Source organism: Streptomyces sp. NPDC051452 (assembly GCF_044454765.1).
Taxonomy (GTDB): Bacteria; Actinomycetota; Actinomycetes; order Streptomycetales; family Streptomycetaceae; genus Streptomyces.
The window spans coordinates 160,948-176,345 of sequence record NZ_JBITEB010000014.1 but is presented as its reverse complement, the minus strand read 5'-3'; the positions used below and the strand labels follow the sequence as shown (position 1 = coordinate 176,345).

At 72.4% G+C, this 15,398-nt stretch carries 14 protein-coding genes; 7 read left to right on the top strand and 7 right to left on the bottom strand.

Annotated elements, in window-relative coordinates; all coding sequences use genetic code 11:
* Positions 1–569 precede the first annotated feature (569 nt).
* Positions 570–917 carry a chorismate mutase gene (locus ACIBA9_RS28300; RefSeq protein ID WP_399367313.1) on the bottom strand — a complete coding sequence of 116 codons (348 nt, stop codon included), beginning with the start codon at positions 915–917 and terminating at the stop codon, positions 570–572.
* A 287-nt stretch (positions 918–1,204) separates the two neighbouring features.
* Here ACIBA9_RS28300 and guaA point away from each other — a divergent pair, with 287 nt between their 5' ends.
* A complete protein-coding gene (gene guaA / locus ACIBA9_RS28295) occupies positions 1,205–2,785 on the top strand; it encodes a glutamine-hydrolyzing GMP synthase (RefSeq protein WP_399367311.1) in 1,581 nt (526 codons plus the stop codon).
* A 3-nt stretch (positions 2,786–2,788) separates the two neighbouring features.
* Here the strand turns inward: guaA and ACIBA9_RS28290 are convergent, their stop codons facing one another.
* Entirely contained in the window at positions 2,789–3,271 is a 483-nt protein-coding gene (locus ACIBA9_RS28290) for a pyridoxamine 5'-phosphate oxidase family protein (protein ID WP_399367309.1), read from the bottom strand.
* A gap of 139 nt (positions 3,272–3,410) precedes the next feature.
* Between ACIBA9_RS28290 and ACIBA9_RS28285 the strand changes: the two genes are divergently transcribed.
* The 3 genes from ACIBA9_RS28285 (at position 3,411) to ACIBA9_RS28275 (ending at position 6,633) form a co-directional block, all read left to right on the top strand.
* Positions 3,411–4,205, top strand: a complete 795-nt coding sequence (locus ACIBA9_RS28285) for a class II aldolase/adducin family protein (protein WP_362150601.1) — start codon at positions 3,411–3,413, stop codon at positions 4,203–4,205.
* 266 nt (positions 4,206–4,471) lie between these two features.
* Positions 4,472–5,752 (top strand): hypothetical protein, encoded by a 1,281-nt coding sequence (locus ACIBA9_RS28280; RefSeq protein ID WP_399367306.1) that lies wholly within the window; start codon positions 4,472–4,474, stop codon positions 5,750–5,752.
* Positions 5,753–6,093: 341 nt separating this feature from the next.
* The gene (locus ACIBA9_RS28275) at positions 6,094–6,633 is read left to right on the top strand and encodes a DoxX family membrane protein (protein ID WP_399367304.1); all 540 of its coding nucleotides are present in this window, start codon (positions 6,094–6,096) and stop codon (positions 6,631–6,633) included.
* A gap of 137 nt (positions 6,634–6,770) precedes the next feature.
* On the opposite strand, the gene ACIBA9_RS28270 is transcribed toward ACIBA9_RS28275, so the two are convergent.
* Entirely contained in the window at positions 6,771–6,983 is a 213-nt protein-coding gene (locus ACIBA9_RS28270) for a hypothetical protein (protein ID WP_362150608.1), read from the bottom strand.
* Positions 6,970–8,490 (bottom strand): PspC domain-containing protein, encoded by a 1,521-nt coding sequence (locus tag ACIBA9_RS28265; protein WP_399367301.1) that lies wholly within the window; start codon positions 8,488–8,490, stop codon positions 6,970–6,972. Before ACIBA9_RS28265 ends, ACIBA9_RS28270 begins: the two co-directional genes overlap by 14 nt.
* Positions 8,491–8,700: 210 nt before the next feature.
* On the opposite strand from ACIBA9_RS28265, the gene ACIBA9_RS28260 reads away from it, so the two are divergent.
* Together ACIBA9_RS28260 and ACIBA9_RS28255 are read left to right on the top strand one after the other, a co-directional pair.
* Positions 8,701–9,993 carry a PspC domain-containing protein gene (locus ACIBA9_RS28260; RefSeq protein WP_399367299.1) on the top strand — a complete coding sequence of 431 codons (1,293 nt, stop codon included), beginning with the start codon at positions 8,701–8,703 and terminating at the stop codon, positions 9,991–9,993.
* On the top strand, positions 9,990–10,736 hold the full coding sequence (locus ACIBA9_RS28255; RefSeq protein ID WP_362150616.1) for a response regulator transcription factor: 747 nt from the start codon (positions 9,990–9,992) through the stop codon (positions 10,734–10,736). The genes ACIBA9_RS28260 and ACIBA9_RS28255 overlap by 4 nt, the downstream gene beginning before the upstream one ends.
* A gap of 18 nt (positions 10,737–10,754) precedes the next feature.
* On the opposite strand, the gene ACIBA9_RS28250 is transcribed toward ACIBA9_RS28255, so the two are convergent.
* A complete protein-coding gene (locus tag ACIBA9_RS28250) occupies positions 10,755–11,822 on the bottom strand; it encodes an NlpC/P60 family protein (RefSeq protein WP_399367297.1) in 1,068 nt (355 codons plus the stop codon).
* A 435-nt stretch (positions 11,823–12,257) separates the two neighbouring features.
* On the opposite strand from ACIBA9_RS28250, the gene ACIBA9_RS28245 reads away from it, so the two are divergent.
* Positions 12,258–12,611: a hypothetical protein gene (locus tag ACIBA9_RS28245; protein WP_362150620.1), complete on the top strand. Its 354-nt coding sequence runs from the start codon at positions 12,258–12,260 to the stop codon at positions 12,609–12,611.
* 3 nt (positions 12,612–12,614) lie between these two features.
* Here ACIBA9_RS28245 and ACIBA9_RS28240 read toward each other — a convergent pair whose 3' ends face one another.
* Both ACIBA9_RS28240 and ACIBA9_RS28235 read right to left on the bottom strand, forming a co-directional pair.
* Positions 12,615–13,580 carry a hypothetical protein gene (locus ACIBA9_RS28240; RefSeq protein ID WP_399367294.1) on the bottom strand — a complete coding sequence of 322 codons (966 nt, stop codon included), beginning with the start codon at positions 13,578–13,580 and terminating at the stop codon, positions 12,615–12,617.
* A 237-nt stretch (positions 13,581–13,817) separates the two neighbouring features.
* Complete coding sequence (locus ACIBA9_RS28235) at positions 13,818–15,392, bottom strand: NlpC/P60 family protein (protein WP_399367292.1); 1,575 nt, start codon at positions 15,390–15,392, stop codon at positions 13,818–13,820.
* Between the last annotated feature and the right edge of the window lie 6 nt (positions 15,393–15,398).

Sequence of the window (15,398 nt, the reverse complement as noted above, 5' to 3'; positions counted from 1 at the left end):
CGTTTCTTGATCCCGCAGGTTTGATCAGCGAAAAGCGTGAAGGGTTGCCGCGATCCCGCCGATCCCTCGTGTGGAATAGGTCACACGACCGGATGCGGGGCCAGCCGGGCAACGGCCGGAGCGCGGGACGGGCACGGCGAAGGGCCCCGCCGGACGGACACGGCGAAGGGCCCCGCGGGACGCAGAGACCGCGGGGCCCTTCTTCCGGTCGGCACCGACGTCGGGGCAGCGCCGGTGCCGGGGAGCGGCGCCACCGGGACGAGGGGCCGGAGCGCGGTGCGCCGCTTGGGTGTGCCGTGGGGGGCTTGCGTCTGTGCAGTTTTCCGCCGGCCGGCCCCGGGCGTCCCCGGAGCCGACCGTTCTCTTGGATGACCGGGCTGCTGTCCCCTGCCGACCGGTCATTTCTCCGGAGCGAGGTCCCACGGCGCACGGCATGACCCGTACGCCTCATCGCTCCGGTGAGCCACGCGTGGTTCTGTCGGGCCCGCCCCTGGCTGGCACGGACACCCACCCCAACGAAGCGGTACGCGGGCCGGTCACGCGCCGTACGGGTGAGAACGGGACCGAACTCAGATGCGACCCCGGCACAGCTCCAGCAGGGTCATGGCGAGGGACGTGCCCGGCCTGCCGAGGGCGTCGCGGTAGCGGCCGAGGATCTCCATCTCGCGGGACAGGTTCACCCGCCGGCCGCCGGAGGCGATCCGGGCCTGCTGGACGACGGCGGAGACGGCCATCCGCTCCTGGACGAGGCCGATGATCCGGTCGTCGAGCACGTCGATGCGTTCACGGGCGCCGGCGATGGTCGCCTGCGCGGTGATGGCGGCCGCCTCCGGGGCGGTGGGCGCCTGCGCGGTGGGCGCCTGCGCGGTGGGGGCGGCTTCGCAGGCCGTGGCGGATTTCGGGGTGGTCGTGGTCATGTCGGGCTCCTCGATCGGGAGGGGGAGGCCCTGGAACGGCAGAACCCGGAAAACGACAGGCGCCCCGGGCCTTGTCGGCCCGGGGCGCCTGGTAAGTGCTTGGCGTTCGGCTCAAGCAGCACGACCATGGCAGCCGGCGGGCCCGGTGCCATAGGTAAAGACGAAGGTCGAGTGCTTGAGCATGCGGCCAGTATGGCACGGGGGCGCCGGGCGCTGGTCGGGGCCGGAGCGCCCGCCCCGTTAGAATCGGAAGCACAGACCCCCGCCCCACCGCCGGAAGGCACCCCGTGTCATCAGCGACTCAGTCTGCCGCCGCCCCCGACACCGTCCTGGTCGTCGACTTCGGCGCGCAGTACGCCCAGCTCATCGCCCGTCGCGTCCGCGAGGCGCGGGTCTACAGCGAGATCGTGCCGAGCACCATGCCGGTCCAGGAGATGCTCGCCAAGAACCCCGCCGCGATCATCCTCTCCGGAGGTCCCTCGTCCGTCTACGAGGAGGGCGCCCCCCGCCTCGACGGCGCGATCTTCGAGGCCGGCGTCCCCGTCTTCGGCATGTGCTACGGCTTCCAGCTGATGGCCCAGGTCCTCGGCGGCACCGTCGACAACACCGGCGCCCGCGAGTACGGCCGCACCGATCTGCACGTCTCCAAGAACTCCTCCACCCTCTTCGAGGGCACCCCGGACGAGCAGCACGTGTGGATGTCGCACGGCGACGCCTGCTCCGCCGCTCCCGAGGGTTTCTCGGTCACGGCCTCCACCGACGTCGTGCCGGTCGCCGCGTTCGAGAACGACGAGAAGAAGCTCTACGGCGTCCAGTACCACCCCGAGGTCATGCACTCCACGCACGGCCAGCAGGTGCTGGAGCACTTCCTGTACCGCGGTGCCGGCCTGAAGCCGGACTGGACCACCGACAATGTCATCGACGAGCAGGTCGCCGCGATCCGTGAGCAGGTCGGCGACAAGCGCGCCATCTGCGGTCTGTCCGGCGGCGTGGACTCCGCCGTGGCCGCCGCCCTCGTGGCGCGCGCCATCGGCGACCAGCTGACCTGTGTGTACGTCGACCACGGCCTGATGCGCAAGGGTGAGACCGAGCAGGTCGAGAAGGACTTCGTGGCCGCGACCGGCGTCAAGCTGGTCGTCGTGGACGCCGAGGAGCGCTTCCTCACCGCGCTCAAGGGCGTCAGCGACCCCGAGGAGAAGCGGAAGATCATCGGCCGCGAGTTCATCCGCGTCTTCGAGCAGGCGCAGGCCGAGATCATCGCCGACGAGGGCCCGGCCGTGGAGTTCCTGGTCCAGGGCACCCTGTACCCGGACGTCGTCGAGTCCGGCGGCGGCACCGGCACCGCCAACATCAAGTCGCACCACAACGTCGGCGGCCTCCCCGAGGACCTCGAGTTCCAGCTGATCGAGCCGCTGCGCAAGCTGTTCAAGGACGAGGTCCGGATGGTCGGCCAGGAGCTGGGCCTGCCGGACGAGATCGTCCAGCGCCAGCCTTTCCCGGGCCCCGGCCTCGGTATCCGTATCGTCGGCGAGGTCACCAAGGAGCGGCTGGACCTGCTCCGTGACGCCGACGCCATCGCCCGCGAGGAGCTGACCGCGGCCGGCCTGGACCGCGACATCTGGCAGTGCCCGGTGGTCCTGCTCGCCGACGTCCGCTCGGTCGGCGTCCAGGGCGACGGCCGCACCTACGGCCACCCGATCGTCCTGCGCCCGGTCTCCTCCGAGGACGCCATGACCGCCGACTGGTCCCGGCTGCCGTACGACGTCCTCGCGAAGATCTCGACCCGCATCACCAACGAGGTCCGTGACGTCAACCGGGTCGTCCTCGACGTCACCTCGAAGCCCCCGGGCACCATCGAGTGGGAGTAGTCCCTACGCGCGCCTGATGGTGCGCAGGGGCTCACCGGGCTTCCAGATCTCCAGGACGAGGTACTTCTCGTCCTCGACGCGGGTCCTCACGACCTCCGTCAGCTCTGTACGGAAGAGGTGGAACGGCTGCGGCGGTTCCACCTCTTTCACGTACCAGGCCTTGGTCGGCCCCTCCTCCACCTCGTACGCCCGCCCGCTGATCCGCACGTCCCCATCGCCATCGGCCGCCCCGGTGCCCTCGCCCGGGTTCGCCTGGAGCGCGAAGCGTGGATCGCGGCGCAGATCGAGGGCTTTCAGCGAGTCCGGCATCATGCCGAACCACAGCCCGCCGTCGCGGAAGTCGGCCTCCATCCCGGAGGTGCGCGGCGAGCCGTCCTTGCGGAGCGTGGCGAGGACGTGGTGCCTGAAGGCGCCGAAACGCCGCTCCACGGTCGCCGCCAGCGCGGGTTCGGCGGCGGTGAACGCCGCCCAGTTCACATGCGTCATGCGGGCAGTCTGACCGGCAATCCCGACAACCTCTGTCGTGTTTCCGCTGCGTACCGCATCTTTACAACACAGCTCTGCCTTTTTGCCCTGGCCGGGGGTAACTTCCGGGCCGTACAGCAATTCCCACGCTGGAGGACCTATGCACGGGCCCACCCCGCCCCTGCCGCTGCCCACCGACCAGCTGCGGTTCGCCATGCCGCCGATGCACGACTCGGTCGAGGACGAACGCCGGCACCGCAAGGAGCGGCTCGCCGGAGCCCTGCGCATCTTCGGCCGCAACGGCTTCGAGGACGGGGTGTCCGGACACATCACCGCCCGCGACCCCGAATTCACCGACTGCTTCTGGGTCAACCCGTTCGGCATGCCGTTCAAGCACGTCACCGTCGGCGACCTCGTCCTCGCCAACCAGGACGGGCAGGTCGTCGAGGGCCGCTACCACGTCAACCAGGCCGCGTTCACCGTGCACGCCCAGGTCCACGACGCCCGCCCGGACGTCGTCGCCGTCGCCCACTGCCACTCCGTGCACGGCCGCGCCGTCGCAGCGCTCGGCGACCTCATCGACCCCATCACCCAGGAGAGCTGCGCCTTCTACGAGGACGTCGCGCTCTACGACGCCTACACCGGGGTCACCGTCGACGCCGAGGAGGGCCGCCGGATCGCGGCCGCGCTCGGCTCCCGCAAGGCCCTGGTCCTGCGCAACCACGGACTGCTCACCGTCGGCGACTCGGTGGACGCGGCCGCCTGGTGGTTCCTGTCCATGGAACGCTCCTGCCAGGTCCAGCTGATGGCCCGGGCCGCCGGACGCCCGATCCTCATCGACCACAAACAGGCCGTCGCCACCCGCGAACAGCTCGGCGGAGACCTGGTGGCCTGGATCAACTACCAGCCGCTGTGGCAGGACATCAGCCGCGGCGAACCCGACCTGCTCAGCTGAACCCCCTGAGCACGACCGCCTCGGTCAGCTGGAACTCCTCGTCGGCGACCACCCCTTCCGGCCGGAGGGTCTCGGCCGTACGGAAATCCTCGCAGCCCGGTCAACACGGCGGCCCCGGCTTCACCCGCGGTTACTCGCTCCCGCACCCCCCGAGGGCCCGGGGTAGGGCACAATTCGCTGTCGTCACCGGGGAGTTGCGCGGCCTCGGCGCGCCTGACACGGGTGCCGGCCGCAGCGGAAGGTCGTGGGGAAGGCAGGCGTCGGGCGTGGCGGTGCAGGAAGCGAGAGGGGGCATGGGCCCCGAAGGGGTCCACGGGGGCGGCTGCACCTGTGGGGACTGTCCGCACGGCGCCAGGGAAGGGCACCGGCGGGCCGTCGCCGCGTTCCTGCACCGGCGTGACGAGTTCGCCGCCGGGCGGGGCCTGCCGGCGGCCGTGGCGCACTCGGCCTCGGCATCCCGGCAGTGGGTCTCCGAGGAGCTGACCCAGCGCGCGGAGGCCGTCGCCGAGCGCGGCCGCGCGGAGGGCGAGGCGTGGCTCGCACGGCTGTGGCTGCGGACGCTGTGCGCGGTGTGGGGTGCGGTGACCGCTCTGCTGCTCGCCCAGGCGCTCACCGCGATCGGCCCGGGCTGGACCGACGCCCGCACCGCCGCCCTGCTCGCCGCGCTCGTCGTCGCCGGCGCGCTGACCGCCGCCTGCCGGCTCCACCGCGCGCGCGGCGGGGCGCTCGCGCCGGTGATCGGCGAGGACAACCGGATGTCCACCTCCCGCACGGTGGCCGCCTCCTGGGTGCTGTTCGTCGTCTACGCGGTCCTGCTGCTGGCCGCCCGGCTGGCCGCCGCCTCCGACCACGCCGAGCGCGACGCCCTGATCTCGGGGCTCGACCTCGCGCGCGGCGCGGGCGTGGTGACCGTGCTCTGCGTGGTGTGCGCCATCGCCGTCCTGGTCCGCCGGGTGGTGGGCCTGCGCATCCTCGCCCAGCGGCTGCAGAAGGTGCCCGCCCACCGGCCGCGCGCCGCCGACCTGCTCACGGACGACTCCGGCCGCGGCGCCTTCGCCGACATTCAGTACGTCGCCATCAGTGCCGTCGCCCTGCTGTTCGCCGCCGTACGACTCGCCCGCCGCCCCGACCAGCTGCCCGACCTGCCCTGGGGGCTCGGCGTCATCGTGCTGATCTCGGCCGCGACCTATCTGGCCGGCAAGTACGCCGAGGGCGGCCGGCCGGTCATCCTCTCCGTGGTCCGCGCCCGTGAACCCGGTGACCTGGACGGACCGCTGCGCACCGGCGACGACATCGAGATCCGCGGCACCGGCTTCGTCCCGCCCGGCGCGCAGAGCGCCGACCGGCTCGCGCGCACCGTCGTGCGCATCGGCGCGGTCGACGTCCACGTACCGCTCGTGCCCGTCGCAGGGGGCTTCCGCAACCCCACCGACGCCGTCCTCACCGTGCCCGTCCCCGCCGACGTCGAGCCCGGCACGGTGGAGGTCCAGGTGGTCACCGCGGCCGGTGTGGCCACCAACCGATACGCCGTCGAGGTGACGGAGTGACCCGACCGGGAGACGGATGCGGCGGAGACGGTGAAGGTGGCGGAGGTGGCGGAGGTGGCGGAGGCGAAAGAGTCGAAGAAACGAGAGGGGACCGGGGAACCGGCGGGGCGGGCGCGCGGTGGACCGCTGAGCGGTGAGGGCCCGACGGGCCCTGACCCCCTCGCCCGTCGACCGCGGCCGGAATCCGATGAGCATCCATTTCACCCTCACTGACCCACCCCCACAGTTCGCATGTAGACCCGAAATCCGGAAAATCATCGGGAAGAGGATTGAACGCGCCCTACTCGTCGTACGTATCGTCAGGTGCGGGGCGGTAAGGCAGGCGAGAGGTGGCTGGCTCGATGACTCACGGTATTCGGACGGACACGCATGTCACCCGGCTGGAAGGCCGCCGCGGCCGGCGGGACACCGCCTCTCGATACGCCCTGCTGCCCCTGCGCCTCTTCCTCGGCATCACCTACGTCTACGCCGGTCTGGACAAGCTCACGGACAGCGCCTTCCTGAGGTCCGGTGGCGCCGGCTCGATCGGTGACACCATGCGGGCGGCCCGTGGCTCCGCCGCCATCCCCGCCCTGATCGACATGGCCCTCAAGAGCCCCGTCGGCTTCGGCTACGTCATCGCCCTCGGTGAACTGGCCGTCGGCATCGGCATGCTGCTCGGTCTACTCGGCCGACTGGCCGCGCTCGGCGGCGCCCTGATCTCCCTCAGCCTGTGGCTGACGGTCAGCTGGGCGACGACCCCGTACTACTACGGCAACGACCTCGCCTACCTGATGGCCTGGCTGCCCCTGATCCTCGCCGGCACCCCCTACCTGTCCGTGGACGCGGCCTGGCGCTCACGACGCCGGCACCGGCCCGGCGGCTACGGCTACGGAACCTGAGCCGTCGACTCCGGGCACTGAGCTGCCGACTCCGGACACGTACGGGCAAGCGGGGGAGACGCGAGCGCCCGCCCAGTGCGGGGACGGGGCGCGCAGGTGGGTCCGCGCCGGAACCCGCCGCCGGACCGAGCCCGGTTTCAGGAGCCGCCCTCCGCACCACCCCGTCCGCGTATCCCACGGGTCAGCGCGGCCGTGACGCCGGCCAGGCACAGGCCGCCCACGACGAGCGGGACGATCGCGAACCACGGTGTCTCCCACAGGCCGCCCGCGTCCCCGGCGCACACGACACCGGCGGCGGTCAGGAAGAGCCCCGCGATCAGCCTCCCCGGCTGGAACTCATGACGCAGCACGACTGACCTCCACCTCTCCCGCACCGACCTCGAGCGTGAGGTCCAGCGTGCCGGCCGCCTTCGTGCCCTTGGCCGGCGCCAGCGTCACGTCCTCGTGTCTCCCCGGCTGCACGTCGACGTCCTCTCTGTTGTCCCCGGGCAACCGGATGTCGCCCACTCCCACATCGATGCTCATGCGCACGGTCGCCTCCGCCGGCACGACCACCTTCAGCCGTCCCGCGCCCACGTGGACACTGGTGGAGATCTTCTGGCCCTCGGCGGGACGGACCCGGGTCAGATCCAGCGTGCCCCGCCCGGTGCCGAGTTCGTAGGCGGAGCGCACTTGCGCCGCCGCGACTGGCTTCCAGGACGTGTCCTGCCAGTCCGTGCTGATGTCCTTGGGCATGGCCGACGCCCCGGCGAGCAGACCCGCCGTGACGATGGCCAGGAACACCGTCCCCGCTCCCGTACGCCCGAGGAAGGCGCTGAGCGCGATGCCCAGGCCGAAGACCGCCAGCGCGCAGGCCAGCCCGGTCTGCAGACTGGTGCCCAGGGGATGTGTCTCCCACGTCAGCCCGGTACCCAGGCCGGCCGCCAGCAGGGCCAGCAGGAACAGCCGGCCACCGATCCAGCGTGGGCCGCGCTGTCTCGGCGGCGCGGGGCGCGATGGCTGTGCGGCACCGTGGTAGGTCCACGGCGTGGCCACCCCGACGTCGAGGGCGGAGACCGGGTCGGGTCGGCGGGCGTCGCCCGGCCCCCACAGATAGCCGGTGCCACCGACATGGGTGCCGTCCTTGACTATGGGGTCCCGCCACCAGGACGGGTAGTAGGTGATCACCGGTGGTGCCTGGGCCTCCGGCGGGGCGTCGGCGGCGGCCTGTGCGGCGAGCGGGTCGGGATCGCCGGCGTCGCGACGCCGCGACCAGTACCCGGCGCCCGCGAGCAGCAGCGAGAGCACCACGGCGAACGTCAGCACGCCGCCGTTTCTCAGCATGGTCAGGAAGGTGCCGCAGCCCACCAGGGCGAAGAGAACGGCGGCCAGTGCATGGCCGTCGACCCGGCCGGTCAGCAGCTTGCGGACCTCGTTCTCCTCCTCGTCCTCGTACGGCACCAGCAGCCAGGCGAAGCCGTAGAAGATGAGGCCGATGCCGCCGGTCGCCGACAGCACGGCCAGGGTGATGCGGAAGATCACCGGGTCCATGTCGGTCTGCCGGCCGAGCCCCGCGCACACGCCCGCGACCACCTTGTGCCGGCGGTCGCGCCGGAACCGGGCGGGTGCCTCGGCGGCGCTGTGCTCCGGCTCGGTGGTGCCGATGTGGCCGCCGATGCTGGTCTCGGCGCTGGTCCAGGCACCGGTCCCGGTGTGCGTGGTGCGGCCGCCGGCCCGGGGGCCGGCGCCGGTGTCCGGGCCAGCCGCTCCCGACTTCTCCGTCGCGGCGGGCGCGGCATCCGTCGGCCCGGTGCCCGGGGCCGGGCGTGGGCCGGTGCCGGGTCCCGGACCCGTCGCGGCGTGCTCGTGATCCGTCATGCGTCCATGGTGACGGCCGGGACGTCGCGACGGGAGTCGGGTCGACCCTGGGCGAACCCTGAATTCGGCCCTGAGGCGAGGCGGGGAACGGTTCGGACACCGGCGGAGCCCCTGGTCCCCCGCTCCCCGAGCCGACCCTGTCGAAGATCAGGGGCGTCTCGGGGACCGACCCTGATGCCCTGCCCCGCCGGTCGTGTGACCATCGTTGCCATGCCCGAAGCCGCAAGCCTGCCACTCGACGACCCGCGGCCGCCGCGCAAGCTCTACCGCAGCAGCGACGGACGCTGGCTCGGCGGAGTGGCGCGGGGCCTCGCCGGGCATCTCGGGCTGCCCGTCATCTGGGTGCGGCTGGCCTTCGTCGGCCTGTTCATGGCCGACGGACTCGGTGCGCTGCTGTACGCGGCGTTCTGGTTCTTCGTCCCCCTCGGCATCGGCGGCGTCGGCGAGCAGAAGACGCCGACGCTGGTCGGCACGGAGACCTCGCCGGAGGGCCGGCGCAAACTGGTGGCCCGCAAGCCGGACCGGGGACAGATCCTCGCGCTGCTGCTCATGGTCATCGTGTCCGTGGTCTTCGTGGGCAGCGTCAACCTGGGCAGCGCGGCCAAGGCCTATCTCCTGCCCGCCGTACTCGTCGCGGCCGGTGTGGCCCTGGTCTGGCGGCAGGCCGACAACGCCCGCCGGGCCCGCTGGGCCGAGGTCGGCCGCCGTCGTCGCACCCTCACCCTGGTCCGCACGGCCGGCGGAGTCCTTCTCGTCACGGCCGGTGTCTCCGCCATCTTCGTCATGCAGGGCTCGGCCGCCCACCTGGGTGCCGTCCTGCAGGCCGCGCTGGCCGTCCTCGTCGGGATCACCCTGCTCGCCGGCCCCTACCTGGTCCGCATGACGCAGGACCTGTCCGAGGAACGGCTGATGCGCATCCGCGCCCAGGAGAGGGCAGAGGTCGCCGCCCACGTCCACGACTCCGTGCTGCACACCCTCACCCTGATCCAGCGCAACGCCGAAAACGCCTCCGAGGTGCGCCGCCTCGCCCGGGCCCAGGAACGCGACCTGCGTACCTGGCTGTACAAACCCGAGGGGACCGGCAGGGACGAGACCGAGGAACCGGACACGGTCGCCGAGGCGGTGCGGCGCAACGCGGCCGAGGTGGAGGACAAGCACGGCGTGCCGATCGAGGTCGTCGTGGTCGGAGACTGTCCGCTGGACGACAGGACCGGTGCCCAGATGCAGGCCGCGCGTGAGGCGATGGTCAACGCCGCCAAGTACGGTGGCGACGGCGGGGCGGTACAGGTCTATGCCGAAGTCGAGGGGAAGACGGTCTTCGTGTCGGTGCGCGACCGCGGTCCCGGCTTCGACCTCGACTCGATACCAGCCGACCGCATGGGCGTCAGAGAATCGATCATCGGCCGTATGGAGCGCAACGGCGGCACGGCCCGGCTGCGGGCGGTGCCGGGCGGCGGCACGGAGGTCGAGCTGGAGATGGAGAGGGTGGAGAAGACGTCATGAGCGACGCGACCGAGACGAACGGCACGACTGGAGCGGCGGAGGCGGCCCAGTCCGGCCGGCCCGCCGGCGGCGGCGCGGTCGGGCGGCACGTCCGGGTGGTGCTCGTGGACGACCACCGGATGTTCCGCACCGGCGTGCAGGCCGAGATCGGCCAGACCGAGCAGACCGGCGTCGAGGTGGTCGGTGAGGCCGCGGACGTCGACCAGGCGGTCTCGGTGATCACCGCGACCCGGCCCGAGGTGGTCCTCCTCGACGTCCATCTGCCGGGTGGCGGCGGTGTCGAGGTGCTGCGGCGCTGCGTGGCGTTGATGGGCGACGCCGAGCGGCCCGTGCGCTTCCTCGCGCTGTCCGTGTCGGACGCGGCCGAGGACGTGATCGGTGTGATCCGTGGCGGCGCCCGCGGCTATGTCACCAAGACCATCACCGGCACCGATCTGGTCGACTCGATCTTCCGGGTGCAGGAGGGTGACGCCGTCTTCTCCCCGAGGCTGGCCGGGTTCGTACTCGACGCCTTCGCCTCCACCGACGCCCCGCCCGTGGACGAGGACATGGACCGCCTCACCCAGCGCGAGCGCGAGGTGCTGCGTCTGATCGCCCGCGGCTACGCGTACAAGGAGATCGCCAAGCAACTGTTCATCTCGGTCAAGACGGTCGAGTCGCATGTCTCGGCGGTCCTGCGCAAGCTCCAGCTGTCCAACCGTCACGAACTGACCCGCTGGGCGACGGCCCGCCGACTGGTCTGACCCCGTGGGTGCCGGCCCTCACGCCACCCGGGTCGCCCCGGCGAACGGCATCTGGTCGATCGGGGCCAGCCGGACCGGTGCCGACGGGTTCGGGGCGTGGATCATCTGGCCGTTTCCGACGTAGAGCCCGACGTGGCTGATGCCGGAGTAGAAGAACACCAGGTCGCCGGGCTGAAGTTCGGAGCGGGAGACGCGCCGGCCGGCGTTGATCTGGGCGTAGGTGGTGCGGGGCAGGGAGATGCCGGCGGAGCGGTAGGCGGCCTGGACCAGGCCGGAGCAGTCGAAGGCGTTCGGGCCGGTCGCGCCCCACACATAGGGGCTGCCGAGCTTGGCGTAGGCGTAGGACAGGGCCGCCGCCGCGCGTCCGTTGGAGGCGGGGGCGGGTCCGGTCGGGTCCAGGGTCTCCCGGGCGTCGGAGGCCGCCCTGGAGACGTGCCCGGCGGGGGTGTCGGCGCTGCCGGTGACCTCGGTCCGCTGTCGGGGGGTGAGCCGGGCCAGCAGACGGCGGGCCTCGTCCAGCTTGCCGGTGATGGTCTTCTTCCGCTGCTTCAGCTCCGCCTGCCGCGAGCGCAGGGACCTCAGCTCGACTCGGGCGGCGCCGCGCAGCCGCTCGATCTCCCGCATCCGTTCGCGCACCTGTGAGACGGCGGCGGCTTGCCGGTCGCCGACCCGTTCCGCGAGCGCGGCGCCCTCCAGATAGCGATCGGGGTCGCTGGACAGGGCCAGCTGCCAGGCCGGGTCGACGGCGCCGTCGCGGTACTGTGCCGCCGCGACCGAACCCAGGGCGTCCCGGGCGGAGTTGAGTTTCTCCTGCTTGCGGGCGGCCTGGTCCTGGAGCGTCCTCATCCGTCGCTGGGCCGCGTCGGCCTTCTCCCGGGCCCCGTCGTACTTGTCGGTGGCTACCTCTGCCTCCTGGTACAACCTGTCGACCCTGTCCTTCACCTGGGCCGGCGTCAGCTGCGGATCGGCATGTCCCGTCCCCTCGAAAGCCGCGGCGGTGGCCGCGCCCGCCAGGGCGAGGGTGGCGGCCGTACGGGCCGTCTGGCCGCCGAGCGGGCGCTGCCGGGGCTTTCGGTGGGCTGCCACCTGGACCTTCACGTCCCTTCCTAGGACTCGTCGCGCCGAGCGGTCGGCGTACCCGGCGGGGCCCGCACGGGGGAGTGGGCCACCGCCGGGCCTTTCTCGGCGGGAGTGGCCGACTGCCGCTCCTGACCCGGGCGGCGGTGGGAAGCCGGTCACCTGGGGGAGGACGTTAGGCCGTTCGGTGACAAGCAGGTAACGCGCTGTTCGGAAGTGGCTTCGACGGACCGCGAGCTGACTCTTTGTGACCGTTTTCTCCGGGCGGAGTCGCCGTCTTCACGCAGCGTGTTGATCGAAGCGCCGAAAGCGGGACGGGAGGGAGCCGTGGGGTGCTATGCAACGCATATATGCAGTGGGGTGACCGCCGAGAGGCACCGGCGGGAGTGGCATCGGCGAGCCCGCTCACGCGAGGCCGAAACCGCCTGGCTAGGCTCCCGCATCATGGACGTACTCATCCATCTTTTCGTCGGCCTGCACATCATCGGCATCGCCGCGCTGCTCGGCGGTTTCCTCACGCAGATGAAGGCGATGGGCCAGGGCACGGCCCGGTTCGTGCCGGGCATGCTGCACGGCGCGCTGACCATGCTGGTCACCGGCGTGGCCCTGGTCGGCCTCAACCAGGCGGACGACCACCACGTCAACAGCGTCAAGATCGGTGTGAAGCTGGCGCTGCTGATCGTGATCCTCGGACTGGTCTACGTGAAGCGTGACGAGGAGCGGGTCGACAAGGGGCTCTTCGGTCTCGTCGGCCTGCTGACCGTGGCGAACATCTTCATCGCCGTCCTGTGGACCTGACGGTCAGCCCGTCTCGGCACCGGCGCGGAGCGCGAGCACCGCGCCCAGGGCGGCCGCCAGCCACGCCGCCACCGCGATCCACACCAGCACCTGCCCCGGCACCCTGAGCCAGGGGGTGTCCAGGGCGGCCGCGACGGACAGCGTGGCCGCCGCCGTCATGCCCATCGGGAACACCGTCGCCCACCGCCGCATGTCGTAGCCGGGGCGCGGCCGGGCCGCCTCGGCCGCCACGAGCACGAGGTACCCGGCCAGGCTCAGGACAAGCAGTACGACCGTCGCGGTACGCAGGACGTCGCTGTCGTCGTCGTCCCACAGATACAGCCGCCCGCTGTCGGCGGCGAGCAACCGGGCCCCGGCCAGCGCGGAGATCGCCAGTGCCCCGCCCGCGATCCAGTGGTCCCCGGCGCCCTCCAGCGTCTGCCGGGGGTCGAAGCGTGTCAGGGCGAGGCCGTAGAGCAGCAGGCCAAGCCAGAACAGCACCAGCGCCGTGTGCGCGAGCCATGCCGTCCTCTCGGCGGCGCCCAGCGTGGCCGCCAGCACGGCGAGCCCCTGTGTGGCCACACAACACAGGAACACCGCTCCCGGCATGCGCCGCTCCCAGTGCCGCAGGGCGAGGACGAGCAACACGGGCCACAGCAGCGCCGCGAGCGCCAGCAAGGCCTCCGCGGGTGTCTGCCGGCCCAGCATCGAGATCCCGGTGCCCAGCACGGTCGTAGCGGCTACGGCGTTCAGTGCCTCCGTGCTCCGCGCCTCGGCCATCCACCGGCGCCGTTCACGGACCAGGCGCAGCACGAAGTCGGCCGCCAGCGCCAGCCAGGAGACTGCGGCCACTGTCAGCGCCACCAGGGAGAGCGTCTCGGCGCCGGCCAGACGCAGACCCACCGACACGATGGCGGTCGCCATCACCGCGGCCCCGGCCGCGGGAGGACGTTCGGCCCACCACGTCAGGGGGCTCGGGTCGGCGGGCATGCGCCCGATGCTAGGCAGCCGCGCGCCTCCGGCCGCGCAGGGCACGCGCGCGTGGGGCGCAAACAACCGGCACGCGCGTGTGAGGGGTGACGACGACGGGGTCCGTAGGTCCGGACAGGGGCACTGCGCGCTCCGGGCGGTGGGGCCCCGCGATCCGGGAAGACGGGACGCGCGAACCGATGGGCGGGACGCGCGGCCCGTGACGGATATCCGCGAGGGGATCCGCGAGAAGAACGGTCAGGCCGGCCGCACCACGCTGTGGATGACCGACCCTCCGGAGAGGTCGACCGGCGCCTCGCGGACGTACCCGCCGGGCCTCGGGGCGTGGATCATCATCCCGTTGCCCGTGCAGAGGCCGACGTGGCTGCCGTCGGCGTGGAAGAAGACCAGGTCACCAGCGCGGGCGTCGGCGAGCGGGACCGGAGCTCCCGCCGCTGCCTGGGCCTGGGCGGAACGCGGCAGGGTGACTCCGGCGGCCTTCCAGGCGGCCTGGGTGAGGCCGGAGCAGTCGTACGAGCCCGGTCCACTGGCGCCGCTCACATACGGCTTGCCGAGCTGGGCCCGGGCGAAGGCGACCGCCTTCCCCGCCTTCGTGGCCTGCTGCGAGCCCGGGGACATGTGCGCCGCCGGGAGGGGCGCCGCCGACGTGGTCGGCGCAGCGGCGGTCGTTCCCGGGGCGATCGACCCCGGGGTGACCGACCCTGACGCGATCGGCCCCGGAGCGGTCGTCACTGGTGCGGTCGTCACTGGTGCGATCGGCCCCGGAGCGGTTGCCTCCGACTGCGGCCGGTCGAGTGCTGCCTGCGGGTCTCGCGTCGCCGACCACGGCACCCCGAGGGCATCCGATCCGCCGAAGGTGTGCGACCCACTGAGCGTGTGCGACCCGCCGAAGGTGTCGGACCCACCGAAGGTGTCCAACCCGCCGAGGGTATCCGGCCGGCCGTGTGGGTGGGGCCGGCCGAAGGTGTCAGGACCGCCGAGGGCCTCCGACTCGGCGAAGGTGTGCGACCCGCCGAAGGTGTCCGACCCACCCGGGGTGTCCGGCCGGCCATGGAACCGCCCGAAGGCATCCGACCCACTGAGAGCATCCGACCCACCCAAAACGTGCGCCCCACCCAAAACGTGCGCCCCACCCAAGGTGTGCGCCCCACCCAAGGTGCCCGCCCCACCCAAGGTGCCCGCCCCGCCGAAGGTGTCCGGTCGGCCGAGGGTGTCCCGGCCGGTGAGCGAGGTCGGGTGGTCGGGGGTGGTCTGCCGGGAGTCCGCCTGGGAGGTGAGCCGGGACAGCAGCTCGCGCGCGGTGGCGAGCTTGTACTGGATCGCCGCCTTGGCGGCCTGCACGTCGTAGTGCCCGGCGTCCGGCGTCCGGGGACTCCTGGCGTTTCTGCCCCGCTCGGCCGCGTCCTTCACGCGCGAGGCGAGCCGGTTCATCACCCTGTTCTGGGCGAAGTGGTCCTGGGGATACTCGGCGAGCAGCGAGGCGGCCACGTCCGGGGCGGGCGGGAACGGATCCCGGGCCTCGCGGGCCTTGGCGAGCCGCGCCGCGCGCCGGGCCTCCGCCTGACGGGTCTCGTCGGCGCGCGCCCGGTGCCGGGCCGCCGGTTCTTCCTCCGGTGGCGGGTCGGCCAGGCGGTACAGCTCGTCGATCTTCTTCTCGATCTCCTCCAGGCTCGGCCTGCCGTCGTCGGCGGACACGGCCTCGGCCGTCTGGGACAGGACGGCCACGGAGGTGACGGCGGCGGTGGCGAGGGCGGAGCCATGAAGGCCCGGTCCACGGGTGCCGCCGGGGCGCGGCTTGCGGTGCGACGCCAAGGGAGG

Bases quoted from the DNA above. Each gene is read 5' to 3' on its own strand.
- ACIBA9_RS28300 (WP_399367313.1), bottom strand. From the start codon at position 917: ATGACCACGACCACCCCGAAATCCGCCACGGCCTGCGAAGCCGCCCCC.
- ACIBA9_RS28290 (WP_399367309.1), bottom strand. From the start codon at position 3,271: ATGACGCATGTGAACTGGGCGGCGTTCACCGCCGCCGAACCCGCGCTG.
- ACIBA9_RS28285 (WP_362150601.1), top strand. From the start codon at position 3,411: ATGCACGGGCCCACCCCGCCCCTGCCGCTGCCCACCGACCAGCTGCGG.
- ACIBA9_RS28275 (WP_399367304.1), top strand. From the start codon at position 6,094: ATGACTCACGGTATTCGGACGGACACGCATGTCACCCGGCTGGAAGGC.
- ACIBA9_RS28265 (WP_399367301.1), bottom strand. From the start codon at position 8,490: ATGACGGATCACGAGCACGCCGCGACGGGTCCGGGACCCGGCACCGGC.
- ACIBA9_RS28260 (WP_399367299.1), top strand. From the start codon at position 8,701: ATGCCCGAAGCCGCAAGCCTGCCACTCGACGACCCGCGGCCGCCGCGC.
- ACIBA9_RS28255 (WP_362150616.1), top strand. From the start codon at position 9,990: ATGAGCGACGCGACCGAGACGAACGGCACGACTGGAGCGGCGGAGGCG.
- ACIBA9_RS28245 (WP_362150620.1), top strand. From the start codon at position 12,258: ATGGACGTACTCATCCATCTTTTCGTCGGCCTGCACATCATCGGCATC.
- ACIBA9_RS28240 (WP_399367294.1), bottom strand. From the start codon at position 13,580: ATGCCCGCCGACCCGAGCCCCCTGACGTGGTGGGCCGAACGTCCTCCC.